The sequence below is a fragment of the Burkholderia sp. BE12 genome (assembly GCF_002959955.1).
GTDB lineage: Bacteria > Pseudomonadota > Gammaproteobacteria > Burkholderiales > Burkholderiaceae > Burkholderia.
On the sequence record NZ_PREY01000050.1, the window covers coordinates 1 to 16,567 of the forward strand.

The 16,567-nt window shown below is 67.2% G+C and carries 15 protein-coding genes; 8 read left to right on the top strand and 7 right to left on the bottom strand.

Annotated elements, in window-relative coordinates; translation table 11 throughout:
* Positions 1-145 precede the first annotated feature (145 nt).
* From C4B30_RS33085 to C4B30_RS33105, 6 genes are all read right to left on the bottom strand, one after another.
* Positions 146-625 (bottom strand): GNAT family N-acetyltransferase, encoded by a 480-nt coding sequence (locus C4B30_RS33085; RefSeq protein ID WP_034185553.1) that lies wholly within the window; start codon positions 623-625, stop codon positions 146-148.
* Between the two features lie 130 nt (positions 626-755).
* On the bottom strand, positions 756-1,127 hold the full coding sequence (locus tag C4B30_RS33090; protein WP_027786246.1) for a nuclear transport factor 2 family protein: 372 nt from the start codon (positions 1,125-1,127) through the stop codon (positions 756-758).
* Positions 1,128-1,181: 54 nt separating this feature from the next.
* Complete coding sequence (locus tag C4B30_RS33095) at positions 1,182-1,781, bottom strand: hypothetical protein (RefSeq protein ID WP_027786245.1); 600 nt, start codon at positions 1,779-1,781, stop codon at positions 1,182-1,184.
* Positions 1,782-1,979: 198 nt separating this feature from the next.
* A complete protein-coding gene (locus tag C4B30_RS33100) occupies positions 1,980-3,014 on the bottom strand; it encodes an SMI1/KNR4 family protein (protein ID WP_306427330.1) in 1,035 nt (344 codons plus the stop codon).
* A 45-nt stretch (positions 3,015-3,059) separates the two neighbouring features.
* The gene (locus C4B30_RS36235; RefSeq protein ID WP_306427329.1) at positions 3,060-3,233 is read right to left on the bottom strand and encodes a hypothetical protein; all 174 of its coding nucleotides are present in this window, start codon (positions 3,231-3,233) and stop codon (positions 3,060-3,062) included.
* Positions 3,234-3,352: 119 nt separating this feature from the next.
* On the bottom strand, positions 3,353-4,357 hold the full coding sequence (locus C4B30_RS33105; protein ID WP_027786244.1) for an AraC family transcriptional regulator: 1,005 nt from the start codon (positions 4,355-4,357) through the stop codon (positions 3,353-3,355).
* Between the two features lie 143 nt (positions 4,358-4,500).
* Here C4B30_RS33105 and C4B30_RS33115 point away from each other — a divergent pair, with 143 nt between their 5' ends.
* Genes C4B30_RS33115 through C4B30_RS33125 form a run of 3 tightly spaced genes read left to right on the top strand, consistent with a single transcriptional unit; the run spans position 4,501 to position 8,158 of the window.
* Positions 4,501-6,168, top strand: coding sequence for an acyl-CoA synthetase (locus C4B30_RS33115; RefSeq protein ID WP_027786243.1), 1,668 nt, complete (start codon positions 4,501-4,503; stop codon positions 6,166-6,168).
* 13 nt (positions 6,169-6,181) lie between these two features.
* Positions 6,182-6,949, top strand: a complete 768-nt coding sequence (locus tag C4B30_RS33120; RefSeq protein WP_027786242.1) for a 3-hydroxyacyl-CoA dehydrogenase — start codon at positions 6,182-6,184, stop codon at positions 6,947-6,949.
* 18 nt (positions 6,950-6,967) lie between these two features.
* The gene (locus tag C4B30_RS33125) at positions 6,968-8,158 is read left to right on the top strand and encodes an acetyl-CoA C-acetyltransferase (protein ID WP_027786241.1); all 1,191 of its coding nucleotides are present in this window, start codon (positions 6,968-6,970) and stop codon (positions 8,156-8,158) included.
* Positions 8,159-8,276: 118 nt separating this feature from the next.
* Here the strand turns inward: C4B30_RS33125 and C4B30_RS33130 are convergent, their stop codons facing one another.
* On the bottom strand, positions 8,277-8,969 hold the full coding sequence (locus tag C4B30_RS33130) for a TetR/AcrR family transcriptional regulator (protein WP_027786240.1): 693 nt from the start codon (positions 8,967-8,969) through the stop codon (positions 8,277-8,279).
* Between the two features lie 320 nt (positions 8,970-9,289).
* Here C4B30_RS33130 and C4B30_RS33135 point away from each other — a divergent pair, with 320 nt between their 5' ends.
* The 5 genes from C4B30_RS33135 (at position 9,290) to hydA (ending at position 16,539) form a co-directional block, all read left to right on the top strand.
* Complete coding sequence (locus tag C4B30_RS33135) at positions 9,290-10,570, top strand: Zn-dependent hydrolase (RefSeq protein WP_027786239.1); 1,281 nt, start codon at positions 9,290-9,292, stop codon at positions 10,568-10,570.
* 127 nt (positions 10,571-10,697) lie between these two features.
* A complete protein-coding gene (locus C4B30_RS33140; protein ID WP_027786238.1) occupies positions 10,698-12,035 on the top strand; it encodes an NAD(P)-dependent oxidoreductase in 1,338 nt (445 codons plus the stop codon).
* Positions 12,036-12,090: 55 nt separating this feature from the next.
* Positions 12,091-13,407 carry an NAD-dependent dihydropyrimidine dehydrogenase subunit PreA gene (preA, locus tag C4B30_RS33145; protein ID WP_027786237.1) on the top strand — a complete coding sequence of 439 codons (1,317 nt, stop codon included), beginning with the start codon at positions 12,091-12,093 and terminating at the stop codon, positions 13,405-13,407.
* A gap of 100 nt (positions 13,408-13,507) precedes the next feature.
* Positions 13,508-15,016, top strand: a complete 1,509-nt coding sequence (locus tag C4B30_RS33150) for an NCS1 family nucleobase:cation symporter-1 (RefSeq protein WP_027786236.1) — start codon at positions 13,508-13,510, stop codon at positions 15,014-15,016.
* A 65-nt stretch (positions 15,017-15,081) separates the two neighbouring features.
* Positions 15,082-16,539, top strand: coding sequence for a dihydropyrimidinase (gene hydA, locus C4B30_RS33155; protein WP_027786235.1), 1,458 nt, complete (start codon positions 15,082-15,084; stop codon positions 16,537-16,539).
* Positions 16,540-16,567: the final 28 nt, after the last annotated feature.

Below are 16,567 nucleotides of genomic sequence, written 5' to 3' on the forward strand. Positions count from 1 at the left end.
CTTCAGGCCAGCCTCGGCTTCCTTCAAGATGCCGATGATTTGTTCTTCGGTGAATCGCTTTTTCATTGCCGTTCCTCTCTGGAACGGACTCTACACCGTCACCGTACTAAATGCGGGGAGCAGGTCACCGCCGCAATCTCACTCATCAGACCGCAATCCGCAAGATTGGAAAAAATCTGCCCGGGATGGCGCTCGATTCCTTTTCGCCAATCTTTTCAGCTTCCAGCGTCAGATAGAACGGCACAGCATTGGGATCCGCTTCGATCACGAAGCTTTTGATTCCTCTCGCAGCGGCTTCGGCTCGAACTGATTCCCACAGCGCACGGGCGACGCCCTGACCCATGTGATCGGGATGAACGAACAACCATCCGGGCGTCGGTTGATCCGAATCCAATGATGCTCGAATCCAGAACCCGATGACCGACGCGTCCGATTCCGCGACGTAACCGATCGCCCCTTCGATCGTCTCCGGCGAAATCGTGAGATCGTTTTGCCACAAGTCGAGCCATTCCTTCGGATAGCCCCAATGCGCCTTCGAAAGGCGCGCCAGTCGCGTGAGTTCGCCCGCGTCCGCGGCACGCGCAGAACGCACGGTAAATAGCTTGTGCATTTCGGCTCTCGTCATGGCCGGCACCACCTTGATCGGCGTTTTCATCAGTGCATCATCCGGACCAGCGCCTCACCGCTCAATCGATAGCCGGCCCGCTCGCAGCAGTATTGCCTGACGCGATTCATCCCGCACGCGCTCGGCGCAGCTACATGACCTGCGATGCATGTCCGGCGATGACGCGCCAGTTGGCGCCCGATCGACGCCAGAGGCGCGTATAGGCAAACGTGCCGGCGAATGCCGCGCCATCGAAATGGCCGGCGAGGGTCGCTCGCGTCGTGGTCAGGATCATCTCGTCGATCGCGTGTGCGCGCATTTCGTGGACGTCGAGTGTGTCGAGGCGCAGAAGCTTCGCGCGATGCGCGGCGAGGTCGTTCTCTTTCGAGATGATCTGGCCCGTCGGGACTGTGAATACCAGATCGTCGTCCAGCAGCGCGTCGAGCACGTCGACATCGTTGGCCAGCATCGCGGCGCGGAGCGCGGTTTCGCAGGGTTCGATGACGGTACGGATTGCATCCATGTCAGGCCTCGCAGCATTTCGGAAGGGAAGCGGTACGGCGGCGACAAACACATCCTACCGCGCGTTCGACAACGACTGACGCCGGACCAGCATCACCACGCAGATGCCGATCGACGCGATGAGGTTGACGGCCGGATAGAACGCGACCGCGACACTCCACGTGCTCAGTGCCAGCAACGCCAGCGCGTACTTGAGTACGCACAGCGCGAAATAGGCGAGGCTCTCGCTCCACGGATCGCGGATCGTCTTGCTCACGGTCGGGCCGAGGCCTGCAAGCTCGATCAGCGTAACCAGGCAGATCGACACAGTCGGATCGTCGGTCAGCATCCATAGCGGAATGGCCGACAGCGCCGCGCACAGGAACAACCAGTCGAGGCCCGTCCAGCCGCGCTCGCCGCGAAACAGGCTGGCGATCAGCGTCAGAAAGCACGTGACGGCAATCGCTGCCGTGCACCATGCGGACGGCCCCGCGCCCGCGACGAACTGGCCGGCCGCCGCGATCGCCGTAACGACCGACCACACGAGCCACGTGAACAGATGCGGGCGAACGGTGCGCCGGTAGATCGCGAGCGCGTAAGGGATCGCTGCCAGCAACGACACGGCCGTTCCGATCACGCCGAAGATCGAAGCGGCGCTCTCATCGACATTCACCATCGACGCAACCTCGTTCGGACTGGCCGACCAGTATGTGGTCAGACGGAACGGGGTGCAACGTCATGCCCGCGCTGCGGTGCGGTGCGGTGAGCATCCTGCAGATTCGCACCGGAACGTGGGAGAAACCCGATTCAAACAAACGGCACCCGGACTGCGATGCTGCCGGCAAACCCACGGCGCATCGGCGCCTGCTTGACGTCAGCAATCGAACGTCCGCAGGCGCTCGGCGTGTGCTTCGAGCCCGTCGAGCCCGAGATAGTGGCTGAGCTTGCCGGCGCGAACCTTGTGGATGTCCGCCTTCAGCTTGTCCAGTAGTTTGTCGCTCGCGGTGCGGTAGGCCGCTGGTGTATCGACGCCCTGGGCCGACAGCGCTGCGCCGATCAGCCGTGCGCTGTCGGTGCCGCCGCCCGCGACGCAACGCGCCATTGCGTCGGCATCCGGCTGCACGCCGGCGTCAAGCAGCATGCGCATCAGCTTGACCGGTACGGCGCCGGACACGGATGCCAGCGCATCGGGCACGACCCGTGCGCCCGATGCGAGCAACGCGATGGCGGCGGAAAACTTCTGGCGTCGCAGCGCGTAATCGGTCGGGATCGAACTGCCGGCGAGCGCCACGCCGAGATCGGCAACGAGCGGCGCCAGTCGCGCGATGAGTGCCGCATCGTCGTGATCGATCGCATGGCGTAATGCGTGACGTGCGAGCACCGGCTGCGCGCCGAGTGTGCCGTCGGCGAGCGGCGTGCGCCAGTCGATCACCGCTTGTCGATAGAACGCGATCAGCTTGTCGGCCAGCGATGCCGACAGGCCATGATCGTCGCGGCGCTCATCGACGTATTCGAGCAGCGTGACACCGGTGCCTGGTTCGCCGCCGGGCTCCAGCGGATCGACATGAAGCTGCAGCGCGCCGAATGCCGCGTACAGATCGGGGGCGATCGTCGCGAGACCGTCCTCGTGCATCGCGCCGCGCCACGCGGGCGGCAACCCCTGTTTCCATGCAAGCACATGGCCATGGTCGTGGGCGCCGGGCTCCGTCACGACGTAGATGCGGTCGCAATATTCGAAACCGCCGAACGGCAGCGCATCGATTTTGCCGTCCCACGTGCGCGCGTTCTCTTCCGCGGCGGCTTCGGCCAGTTCGAGTTCGTGGTCGATCCAGCCCTGCAGGTCGCGATAACCGTCGCTGCCGTTGTAGAACAGCTCGCTCCAGCTGATGGCTTCGACATTGCCGTTCATCTCCAGCGTCAGGTCGTAGTCGAGGCTGCCGCCGGCCGTGACGCGCTACAGCTCGAGCAACGGGAGCGGAATGTCGCCGTGACAGCAGGCCTGCACGGCCGCGATCTGGTCGGTCGCCATCGGCGGTTGTGCGTCGAAGATTATGCGGCCGGCAAACAGCACGATACCGTGCGCGAGCAGATCGGCCAGTTCGGTGTCGGAAAAGCGGGTGGCTTGCATCGGAGCGTGAGCGGTGATGGTTGATCGGTGTTCGCCGCGGTCCGCGGACAACGGACGGCAGCCACATGTTTGCATCGTATCAGCGGCGCGTGGCGAGACGCTCCGCGCCTGCACACCATTCACGACTCGGCCTTCGCCGCATGCACGTCGCGCCGAAAGGCACCGGGGCTCGTGCCCGTCCATTTCCGGAACGCGCGATGAAACGCGCTCGGCTCGGTGAAGCCGAGCTCGGCCGCGATCTCCGCGACGCTCAGCGTGCGCTCGCGCAGCAGCGACTGCGCGAGCGCGCCGCGCAACTCGTCCTTGATCGCAGCGAAGCTTTGCCCTTCGCTGCGCAAACGCCGCCGCAGCGTCGCGGGCGTCGTGTCGAGGCGCACGGCCAGCGCGTCGAAGTCGGGCCACTCGGCGGCCGGCAGCGCCTTCAGGTGCGCGCGCGTCTTCGCGACCCAGCCCGTGTCGTGCCGGTAGCGCACGAGCAGGTTGCCGGGCGCGCCGCGCAGGAAGGTCTTCAGCGCCTGCTCCGAACGAATCGTCGGCAGCGCGAGGTATGCGGCGTTGAACGCGAGCCGGCTGTCGGGGCGGTCGAAATGCACCGGGACGCCGAAGAACTGGTGATAGTCGCTGCGCTGACCGGGGCTCGGGCACGCGAAATCGATGCGCTGCAGCGGGATGCGCCGGCCGATCAGCCAGCACGCCACACCCAGCAGGATCAGCCAGAACGTCCGGTACGCGAACGCCGGGTACGGCGCGCCCGATTGCGTCAGCACGATCTGCGCCTGCCCGTCCGCCACGACAAGCTCGCCGTGCGGCTCGTCGAGCACCACCCGCAGGAACTTCAGCGCGCGCCGCAGCGCCTTGTCGAGCGTGCCGGCATGGAGCACCGCGTGGCACAGCAGCGTGAAGCTGCCGCGCCGCATCGGGCGCGCGGCGAGCCCGAAGAATTCGTCGTCGAGCGCGCCGGCGATCGCGAGCCACAGCCGGCCGTACTGTTGCGGCGTGACGGGCTCGTGCACGGCGGCCGGCAGCCCGGCGGTGCGCAGCACGGGCGCGGTCTGCAGGCCGTGCCGGCGCAGGCACGCGAGCGCATCGTCGACGAAATCCGGCGAAATCATCTGCGGCCCCATTTCCAGCATCCTCCCGACATGGCAAAAGCGATCACGATTCTAGATTCCGTTTGTCATTGATTGCAATGTATCGGCTGTCTACTATCGATGTATCCCCGTCGCGCCCCTGGCTCGCCGGCGGCCATAACACACAGGAGACACGCATGCCTGAAGGAGCTACCGCCCGGCCGGTGCCGGCCTACGCCGACGCCGTGGCCCGGTTCAGTATCGAGGCCGCCGCCGCGCAATTGAGCGGCGATCTGGAGCGCGGCCTGAACGCGTGTGTCGAATGCTGCGACCGGCACGCGAAGGCGGACGCGATCGCGCTCGACTGGATCGATGCCGGCGGCGAGCACCGCCGCTTCACGTTCGCGCAGATGCAGGCGTTGTCGGCCCGGGTCGCGAACCTGCTCGTCGCGCAGGGCGTGAAGCCCGGCGACGTGGTGGCCGGCCTGCTGCCGCGCACGCCGGAACTCGTCGCGACGATCCTCGGCACGTGGCGCGCGGGCGCCGTGTATCAGCCGCTGTTCACCGCGTTCGGCCCGAAGGCGATCGAGCACCGGCTGCGCATGAGCGGCGCGCGGCTCGTCGTGACCAACGTCGCGAATCGCGCGAAGCTCGACGAAGTCGCCGATTGCCCGTCGGTGGCGACGGTGTGCGAAGCGGGCGACACCTTGCCGGACGGCGACATCGATTTCCGTGCGGCGCTCGATGCGCAGGCCGATACGTTCGAGCCCGTGCTGCGCAAGGGGTCGGACCTGTTCATGATGATGTCGACGTCGGGTACGACGGGTTTGCCGAAGGGCGTGCCGGTGCCGCTGTACGCGTTGCTCGCGTTCGGTGCGTACATGCGCGAAGCGGTCGACCTGCGCACCGGCGACCGGTTCTGGAACATCGCCGATCCGGGTTGGGCGTACGGGCTCTATTACGCGATCACCGGCCCGCTGCTGCTCGGTCATGCCACGACACTGTACGAGGGCGGCTTCACGGTCGACAGCACGTACGACGTGATCGAACGGCTCGGCATCACGAGCCTCGCGGGTTCGCCGACCGCGTACCGGATGTTGATGGCTGCCGGCAAGGAAGCGGCCGCGCGGCTGAAAGGACAGCTGCGCGTGGTCAGCAGTGCCGGCGAACCGCTGAATCCCGAAGTCGTGCGCTGGTTCCACGCGGCCCTCGGCGCGCCGATCCATGACCACTACGGCCAGACCGAACTCGGGATGGTCGTGAACAATCATCACGGGCTCGCGCACGTCGTCCATGCCGGTTCGGCCGGCCTCGCGATGCCCGGCTACCGTGTCGCGGTGCTCGACGAAGCGGGCCGCGAACTCGGCCCCGGCGAACCCGGCAACCTCGCGATCGACATCGCACGCTCGCCGTTGCTGTGGTTCTCCGGCTACTGGCAGCAGGACACGCCGGCGATCGCGGGCGGCTATTACCGGACCGGCGACAACGTCGAACTGGAGCCGGACGGCACCGTGAGTTTCATCGGCCGCGCGGACGACGTGATCACGTCGTCCGGTTACCGGATCGGCCCGTTCGACGTGGAAAGCGCACTGATCGAGCATCCGGCCGTCAGCGAGGCCGCGGTGATTGGCGTGCCCGACCCGGAGCGTACGGAGATCGTGAAGGCGTTCGTCGTCCTGTCGAAAGGATTCGACGCCACGCCGGAACTGGCCGAGGAATTGAGTCTGCACGTGAAGCGGCGGTTGTCCGCTCACGCTTATCCGCGCGCGATCGATTTCGTCGACGCGCTGCCGAAAACCCCGAGTGGCAAGATCCAGCGCTTCGTGTTGCGCAAGATGGAAGCCGAGAAGGCCGCTCAACCCTGAATACGGACTACGAATGAATATCAAGGATCGCGTTTTTCTGATTACGGGCGCAGGTTCCGGCCTCGGCGCCGCGGTGGCGCGCATGGTCGTCGCGCAAGGCGGCAAGGCCGTGCTGCTGGATGTGAACGAAGAGGCGGGCGCGAGTCTCGCGAACGAACTCGGCGCGGCCGCGCGGTTCGTGAAGACCGACGTGACGAGCGAAGCCGACGGTCAGGCGGCCGTCGCGGCCGCGCGCGACGCGTTCGGGCGCGTCGATGCGCTCGTCAACTGCGCGGGCGTCGCACCGGGCGAGAAGGTCGTCGGCCGCGACGGCCCGCATTCGCTCGACCGCTTCGCGCGCGCGGTGTCGATCAACCTGGTCGGCACGTTCAACATGATCCGGCTGGCCGCCGACGCGATGTCGAAGCAGGACGCCGATGCGGAAGGCGAGCGCGGCGTGATCGTCAATACCGCGTCGGTCGCGGCGTTCGACGGGCAGATCGGACAGGCCGCGTATGCGGCGTCCAAGAGCGGTGTGGTGGGCATGACGCTGCCGATCGCACGCGAGCTCGCGCGCTTCGGCATTCGCGTCGTGACGGTCGCGCCCGGCATCTTCGCGACGCCGATGATGGCCGGCATGCCGCAGGACGTGCAGGACGCGCTCGGCAAGAGCGTGCCGTTCCCGCCGCGGCTTGGCCGCCCGGAAGAATTTGCGGCGCTGGTGCGCCACATCGCCGAGAACACGATGTTGAACGGCGAAGTCATCCGTCTCGATGGCGCGTTGCGCATGGCACCGCGCTGACACTGGAGGAAGCGAATCATGACGACTCAGGATCCGATCGTAATCGTGGGCGCGGCGCGCACGCCGATGGGTGGTTTTCAGGGCGACCTGGCGGCAGCCAGCGCGAACGACCTCGGCGCGGTGGCGATTCGCGCCGCGCTCGAGCGCGCGAACGTGCCGGCCGAACGCATCGACGAAATCGTGTTCGGCTGCGTGCTGCCGGCCGGCCAGGGCCAGGCGCCCGCGCGACAGGCCGCGTTGAAGGCCGGACTGCCGCTCGCGGCGGGCGCGACCACGGTCAACAAGATGTGCGGTTCGGGGATGAAGGCGGCGATGTTCGCGCACGACCTGCTGCTGGCGGGTTCGGCGGGCGTCGCCGTGGCGGGCGGGATGGAGAGCATGACGAATGCGCCGTACCTGCTGCCGAAGGCGCGCGCGGGCATGCGCATGGGTCATGGGCAGGTGCTCGACCACATGTTCCTCGACGGGCTCGAGGACGCATATGAAAAAGGCCGCCTGATGGGCACGTTCGCCGAGGATTGCGCGCAGGCGTACCAGTTCACGCGCGAAGCGCAGGACGCGTTCGCGATCGCGTCGCTGACGCGGGCACAGCGGGCGATCGCGGAAGGGCATTTCGTGTCGGAGATCGCGCCGGTGACCGTGAAGGCCGGCAAGACGGAAAGCGTCGTGTCGATCGACGAGCAGCCGGGCAAGGCGAAGCTCGACAAGATCCCGACGCTGAAGCCGGCGTTTCGCGACGGCGGCACGGTGACGGCCGCGAACGCATCGTCGATCTCGGACGGCGCGGCCGCGCTCGTGATGATGCGCCGCTCGGAAGCCGAGCGCCTCGGCCTCACGCCGAAGGCCGTGATCGTCGGGCATTCGACTTACGCGGACAAGCCCGGCCTGTTCGCGACCGCGCCGATCGGCGCGCTGCGCAAGCTGTCGGAGAAAACCGGCTGGAACCTGCGCGACGTCGACCTGTTCGAGATCAACGAAGCGTTCGCGGTGGTGCCGATGGCCGCGATGCGCGACCTCGACCTGCCGCACGAGAAGGTCAACGTACACGGCGGCGCGTGCGCGCTCGGGCATCCGATCGGCGCATCGGGTGCGCGCGTGATGGTGACGCTGCTGGCCGCGCTCGAAACGTACGGCCTGAAGCGCGGTATCGCATCGCTGTGCATTGGCGGCGGCGAAGCGACGGCCGTCGCGATCGAGCGTCTCGCGTAACGCATCGCACCGCTTCGTTCGCACGCAAGCAAGCGCCGACACGGGCGGCGCGTATCGCACGGTTCACTCCCGTGTGGTGCGCGCCGCCCGTTTTTATTCGACGGTTCGTCGTGCCGCGTTACGACTTCGCATTCGGCGACACCGCGCCGCACGCGCGAATCACGAGCTGCACGACCTGCTCGGTCTTTTCGTCGAATGCCTTCTTCGTGAATGCGCGCTTGCCGCTCAACGCGCGAATCTGCGCATCGAAATCGGCATAGTGCTGCGTGGTCGCCCAGATCAGGTACATCAGCGCATGCGGGTCGATCGGCGCGAGCAGACCGTGCGCGATCCAGCCTTCGATCACCTCGATGCGCGTGTCGAACCACGGCTTCACGCGTTGCGACAGGATGTCCTGCATGTGCTCCGCGCCGTGGATGATCTCGTTGGCCCAGACCTTCGAGCCGAGCGGGCGCCGCTGCGACAGCGCCATCTTCGCGCGCACGTAGCAGCCGATCGCTTCCACCGGATCGTCGCCGGCCTCGAACGAGCCGGCCGCGCGATGCCAGTCCTCGAACAGGTCGTCGAGCACGCGGCGATACAGCGCGAGCTTGGTCGGGAAGTAGTAGTGCACATTCGCCTTCGGCAGGCCGGCGCGCTCCGCGATCATCGCGGTGCTGGCGCCGGCGAGCCCGCGTTCCGCGAATACGGCCTCCGCGCACGCGAGCAGATGCGCTTCGTTGGACTCGCGAATGTGCGCCTTGCGTCGCCGCAAAGGCGCCGGCGTTTCGTCCCGGTCGGGGGCTGCGATTGCCGCCTCGTCATGTCTCATCGTCATCCTCGCGCGGCAGGCATGCCGCGTTGGGCTTCATTCTAGCCGCTGATTCGCGTCGCGCGCACGCATGGGGATGCCGCTACTCCACGGCGATGCTGCGTTGCGATGGCACGTTTCTCGCTCCGATGCGTCGCGCAAGAAAGACGTTGCGCTGGTCATTTTGATCGTCTAAAACCTGTCCAATCGGACAGGATTTAACGCGTTTCGCGAACCAGCGAGGCATGCACCGCATCCGGGCGGCGTGCCCCGAAACAGGCCTCACGTGCACCGGCACGGACCGGGCCGACGACACCACCGACCCCACAGGAGCGATACGAATGAGCGCGGTATCGGAAACAGTGAAGCGGACAGCTTTCGACACGTCGATCAAGGTCGACGGCAAGCGGTTGTGGGATAGCCTGATGGAAGTCGCGAAAATCGGCGCGACGCCGAAAGGCGGCGTGTGCCGCCTCGCGTTGACCGATCTCGACAAGGCCGGCCGCGACCTGATCGTCGGCTGGGCGAAGGCGGCCGGCTGCACGGTGACGGTCGATACGATGGGCAACGTGTTCATGCGCCGTGCGGGCCGCGTGGCCGACGCGGCGCCGGTCGTCACGGGCTCGCACGCGGATTCGCAGCCGACCGGCGGGCGCTTCGACGGCATCTACGGCGTGCTCGGCGGCCTCGAGGTGATTCGCAGTCTCAACGATCACGGCATCGAGACCGAGCATCCGGTCGAGGTCGTGATCTGGACCAACGAGGAGGGCTCGCGCTTCGCACCCGCGATGGTCGCATCGGGCGTGTTCGCGGGCGTGTTTCCGCTCGAATACGGGCTGTCGCGCAAGGACGTCGACGGCAAGACGATCGGCGAGGAACTGGCCCGCATCGGCTACGCGGGCGACGTGCCGTGCGGCGGGCGCAAGCTGCATGCGGCATTCGAACTGCATATCGAGCAGGGGCCGATTCTCGAGGCGGAATGCAAGACGATCGGCGTCGTGACCGACGCGCAGGGGCAGCGCTGGTACGAGATCACGTTCACCGGCCAGGAAGCGCACGCGGGGCCGACGCCGATGCCGCGCCGCCGCGACGCGCTGCTCGGCGCGTCGCGCGTGGTCGATCTCGTCAACCGGATCGGCCTCGATCATGCACCGTTCGGCTGCGCGACGGTCGGCATGATGCAGGTGCACCCGAACTCGCGCAACGTGATTCCGGGCCGCGTGTTCTTCACCGTCGATTTCCGCCATCCGGACGACGCGGTGCTCGCGAAGATGGATGCGGCGTTGCGCGATGGCGTTGCGCGCATCGCGGCCGACATCGGGCTCGACACCGAACTCGAGCAGATTTTTTACTACAAGCCGGTCGCGTTCGATCCCGCATGCGTGGCGGCCGTGCGTGAAGCGGCCGATCGCTTCGGCTATTCGCATCGCGACATCGTGTCGGGCGCGGGCCACGATGCGTGCTATCTGGCGCAGGTCGCGCCGACGTCGATGGTATTCGTGCCCTGCGTCGACGGCATCAGCCACAACGAGATCGAGGACGCGACGCCCGCATGGATCGAGGCCGGCGCGAACGTGCTGCTGCACGCGATGCTGTCGCGCGCATGCGAGCCGGCTTCATGACGGATCGACCGTAGCAGCCGCGACGCTGCCTGTCGTCTGAAATTTGCATGCCTAAGCATGACCGCCCCGACTGTGCATGATCAGCCGGCGGGGACGGCTTTGTCTCCACCCCGTCGAAGGAACGCGTATGACCACCCAGCCAACCGGCGATATCGCCGCGCATCGCCTGTCGTCCACGCAACTCTCGTGCGAGTTCGCCGATATCGCGCCGCTGCTCGATCCGACTGCCGCGGCGGCGGCCGCGAGCCGCTGCCATTACTGCTACGACGCGCCGTGCGTGCACGCGTGCCCGACGCAGATCGACATCCCGAGCTTCATCCGCAAGATCGGCAACGGCAACCTGAAAGGCGCGGCGATAGACATCCTGTCCGCGAATCCACTCGGCGGGATGTGCGCACGCGTGTGCCCGACGGAGATCCTGTGCGAAGGCGCGTGCGTGCGCAACCATCAGGATGCGCAGCCGGTCGCGATCGGCGCGCTGCAGCGGCATGCGACCGACTGGGCGATGCAGACCAGCGCGGTGCAGTTTCGGCGCGCGCCCGAGACGGGCCGCCACGTGGCGGTGGTCGGCGCGGGGCCGGCCGGGCTCGCGTGCGCGCACCGGCTCGCACTCGCCGGGCACCGCGTCACGCTGTTGGACGCGCGCCCGAAGGCCGGCGGCCTCAACGAATACGGGATCGCCGCCTACAAGACCGTCGACGATTTCGCGCAACGCGAGGTCGAGTGGCTGCTGTCGGTGGGCGGCATCACGCTGGAAACGGGTGTGGCGCTCGGACGCGACGTGACGCTGGACGCACTGCGCGAGCAGCACGATGCGGTATTCCTCGCGATGGGGCTCGGCGGCGTGCGTGCGCTCGCGATCGACGGCGAGCAACTGAGCGGTGTGATGAATGCGGTCGATTTCATCGAGCAGGTCCGGCAGGCCGACGTGCTCGCGAACGTGCCGGTCGGGCGACGCGTGGTCGTGATCGGCGGCGGCAATACGGCGATCGATGCGGCCGTGCAGAGCCGCAAGCTCGGCGCCGAGCGCGTGACGATGGTGTACCGGCGCGGCGTGGACGCGATGAGCGCGACGTGGGCCGAGCGCGAGTTTGCGCAGAAGAGCGGCGTCGCGCTCGTCACGCACGCGAAGCCGGTACGTATGGCGGGCACGAACGGGCAGGTGACGGGTGTCGAATTCGAGGCCACATCGGGCGAGCGTTTCACCGTCGACGCGGACATGGTGCTGAAGGCGATCGGCCAGACGCTCGTGCCGGACGGTATCGCGGCCACGTTGCTGACCGCGGACGGCACGCGTATCGCGGTGGATGCGGACGGGCGTACGGCACTGCCGGACGTATGGGCCGGCGGCGACTGCGCGGCGACCGACGGCGTCGACCTCACGGTACAGGCCGTGCAGGACGGCAAGCGCGCGGCCGCGTCGATCGACGCTGCGCTCGCCGCGCGCGCCGCGAAGGCGGCCTGAGCGCGCGGCGCACCGCCGGCACACCGAACACGACCCCCTTCTCACGGAGCCGAACATGGCCGATCTTCGCTGCACCATCGCAGGCATCACTTCGCCGAACCCTTTCTGGCTGGCGTCCGCGCCGCCCACCGACAAGGCCTACAACGTCAATCGCGCCTTCGAGGCGGGCTGGGGCGGCGTCGTCTGGAAGACGCTCGGGCTCGATCCGCACGTCGTCAACGTCAGTTCGCGCTACGGTGCGGTGCAGTGGAACGGCCAGCGCATCGCGGGGCTGAACAACATCGAGTTGATCACCGACCGTCCGCTCGACGTGAACCTGAGAGAAATCGCGCAGGTGAAGCGCGACTGGCCGGATCGCGCGCTGATCGTGTCGCTGATGGTGCCGTGCAACGAGCGCGACTGGAAATGGATCCTGCCGCTCGTCGAGGACACCGGGGCCGATGCGGTCGAGCTCAACTTCGGCTGCCCGCACGGGATGAGCGAGCGCGGGATGGGCGCGGCGGTCGGGCAGGTGCCCGAATACGTCGAGATGGTCACGCGCTGGGTGAAGGAAGGCACGAAGCTGCCCTGCCTCGTGAAACTCACGCCGAACATCAGCGACATCCGCATGGGGTCGCGCGCCGCGTACAAGGGCGGCGCGGACGGCGTGTCGCTGATCAACACGATCAACTCGATCGTCGCGGTCGATCTCGACCACATGGCGCCGATGCCGACCGTCGACGGCAAGGGCACGCACGGCGGCTATTGCGGCCCGGCGGTCAAGCCGATCGCGCTGAACATGGTCGCGGAGATCGCACGCGATCCGGAAACGCCGAACCTGCCGATCTCGGGCATCGGCGGCATCTCGTCGTGGCGCGACGCGGCCGAGTTCATGGTGCTCGGCGCCGGCAGCGTGCAGGTGTGCACCGCCGCGATGCATTACGGCTTCCGGATCGTGTCGGATCTCGCCGACGGGCTGTCGAACTGGATGGACGAGAAAGGCTACGCGACGCTCGACGACATTCGCGGCCGCGCGGTGCCGAACGTGACGGACTGGAAGTACCTGAACCTGAAGTACGACATCAAGGCGCGCATCGACCAGGACCGCTGCATCCAGTGCGGGCTGTGCCATATCGCGTGCGAGGACACGTCGCATCAGGCGATCACGGCGACGAAGGACGGCGTGCGGCATTTCGAAGTGGTCGATTCGGAGTGCGTCGGGTGCAATCTTTGCATGCATGTGTGTCCGGTCGAGCAATGCATCACGATGGAGCGCGTCGATTCGGGCGACTACGCGAACTGGACCACGCATCCGAACAATCCGGCGAGCGCGGATGCCGGTGCGAGCGGCGGCCCGGCGGCCGCGCCCGAGAAGCACGCGAAGGCGGCCTGACCGGTGTCCGGCGGCGCGGGAGGCTGCGCGCCGCCGTCTTTCGTTTCCTCGGGCCGGCATCGCACGATGCCGGCGCCGACGTTTTCGTGGAGTGCGATCGATGAAATCCGCAGCGAATCCCGCCGATCCCGACAGCGCCGCGGCGCACGGCGGCAGCCTGTACAATGACGACCTCGCGCCGACGACGCCGGCGCAGCGCACGTGGAAGTGGTACCACTTCGCGGCGCTGTGGGTCGGGATGGTGATGAACATCGCGTCGTACATGCTCGCGGCGGGGCTGATCCAGGAAGGCATGTCGCCGTGGCAGGCGGTGACGACGGTGCTGCTCGGCAACCTGATCGTGCTCGTGCCGATGCTGCTGATCGGCCATGCGGGCGCGAAGCACGGGATTCCGTACGCGGTGCTCGTGCGCGCGTCGTTCGGCACGCAGGGCGCGAAGCTGCCGGCGCTGTTGCGCGCGATCGTCGCCTGCGGCTGGTACGGCATCCAGACCTGGCTCGGCGGCAGCGCGATCTACACGCTGCTGAACATCCTGACCGGCAACGCGCTGCACGGCGCGGCGCTGCCGCTCGTCGGCATCTCGTTCGGGCAGCTCGCGTGCTTCCTCGTGTTCTGGGCGCTGCAGCTGTACTTCATCCTGCACGGCACCGATTCGATCCGCTGGCTCGAAAGCTGGTCCGCGCCGATCAAGGTCGTGATGTGCGTGGCGCTCGTCTGGTGGGCGACGTCCAAGGCGGGCGGGTTCGGTTCGATGCTGTCGGCGCCGTCCCAGTTCGCGGCGGGCGGCAAGAAAGCCGGGCTGTTCTGGCCGACCTTCTGGCCGGGCCTGACGGCAATGGTCGGCTTCTGGGCGACGCTCGCGCTGAACATCCCCGATTTCACGCGCTTCGCGCATTCGCAGCGCGACCAGATGATCGGGCAGTCGATCGGGCTGCCGCTGCCGATGGCGTTGCTGTCGGTGGTGTCGGTCGTCGTGACGTCGGCGACCGTCGTGATCTACGGCAACGCGATCTGGGATCCGATCGACCTGACGAGCCGGATGACCGGCATCGGCGTCGGCATCGCGCTCGTGATCCTCACGCTCGACACGATGTGCTGCAACCTCGCCGCGAATCTCGTCGGGCCGGCCTACGATTTCTCGAGCCTGTGGCCGAAGGGCATTTCGTACAAGGCGGGCGGGATGATCACCGCGACGATCGCGATCGTGATGATGCCGTGGAAGATCCTCGCGACGACGGACGGCTACATCTTCACCTGGCTCGTCGGCTATTCGGCGCTGCTCGGGCCGGTCGCGGGCATCCTGATGGTCGACTATTTCCTGATTCGCGGCACGCAGCTCGATACGCGCGCGTTGTTCGACGAGGGCGGCGACTTCAGCTACGCGCGCGGCTGGAACCCGGCCGCGCTGGTCGCGCTCGCGGTCGGCGTGCTGCCGAACCTGCCGGGCTTCCTGCATACGGCGTTTCCGGCGTCGTTCCCGAACGTGCCGGCGTTCTTCAACACGCTTTACACGTACGCGTGGTTCGTCGGCCTCGTGCTGGCGTCCGGCGTGTACGGCACCTGGATGAAGTGGCGCGCCGGACAGCGCGCGCAGATCGCGAGCGCATGACGCGCGAGCCGGCTGCGACTCGCGCGCGGCATGCGGCACCCGACAGTCAACGAGGAGGCAACGAAATGGCAATCCTGATTCGTGGCGGCACCGTGGTCGATGCGGACCGTTCCTATCGCGCGGACGTGCTCTGCGCGGACCCGCAGGACGGCGGCACGATCCTGCAGATCGCGGAGCGGATCGACGCGCCGGCCGGCGCAACCGTCGTCGACGCGCACGACCAGTACGTGATGCCGGGCGGCATCGATCCGCATACGCACATGGAGCTGCCGTTCATGGGCACGACCGCGAGCGACGATTTCTACTCGGGCACCGCCGCCGGGCTGTCGGGCGGCACGACGAGCATCATCGACTTCGTGATCCCGAGCCCGAAGCAGCCGCTGATGGATGCGTTCCGCGAATGGCGCGGCTGGGCCGAGAAATCGGCTTCCGACTACGGTTTTCATGTCGCCGTGACGTGGTGGGACGACAGCGTGCACCGCGACATGGGCACGCTCGTGCGCGAGCATGGCGTGTCGAGCTTCAAGCATTTCATGGCGTACAAGAACGCGATCATGGCCGACGACGAGATTCTCGTGAACAGCTTCACGCGTTCGCTCGAACTCGGTGCGCTGCCGACCGTGCATGCGGAGAACGGCGAACTCGTGTTCCAGCTGCAAAAGGCGCTGCTCGCGCGCGGCATGACGGGGCCGGAGGCGCATCCGCTGTCGCGGCCGCCGGAGGTGGAGGGCGAAGCCGCGAACCGCGCGATCCGCATCGCGCAGGTACTCGGCGTGCCCGTGTATATCGTGCACGTGTCGGCAAAGGACGCGGTGGATGTGATCACGCGCGCCCGTAGCGAAGGGCTGCGCGTATTCGGCGAAGTATTGCCGGGCCACCTCGTGATCGACGAGGCCGTCTATCGCGATCCGGACTGGACGCGCGCGGCGGCCCACGTGATGAGCCCGCCGTTTCGCTCGGCCGAGCATCGCGAGGCACTGTGGCGCGGGCTGCAGTCGGGGCAGCTGCATACGACGGCGACCGATCACTGCGTATTCTGCGCATCGCAGAAGGCGATGGGCCGCAACGATTTCACGAAGATCCCGAACGGCTGCGGCGGCGTCGAGGATCGCATGTCGGTGCTGTGGCATCACGGCGTGAATCATGGCCGCATCACGCCGAACGAGTTCGTGCGGATCACGTCGACGAACGCCGCGCAGATCTTCAACCTGTATCCGCGCAAGGGCGCCGTGCAGGTCGGCGCCGACGCCGACCTCGTCGTGTGGGATCCGGCCGCGACGAAGACGATCTCGGTGAAGACGCATCACCAGCAGGTCGACTTCAACGTGTTCGAGGGGATGACCGTGCAGGGCGTCGCGACGCACACGCTCACGCGCGGCGCACTCGCGTGGGCCGACGGCGAATTGCGCGCGGTGCGCGGCGCGGGCCGCTATCTGAAGCGCCCGCCGGCGGCAGGCTACTACGAGGCGGCGCGGATCGCGAACCGTCTGCGCGAGCCGCATCCGGTCGAGCGCGTGGGTTGAACGACGCGTGCCGTGCGGGGCGTGTCCG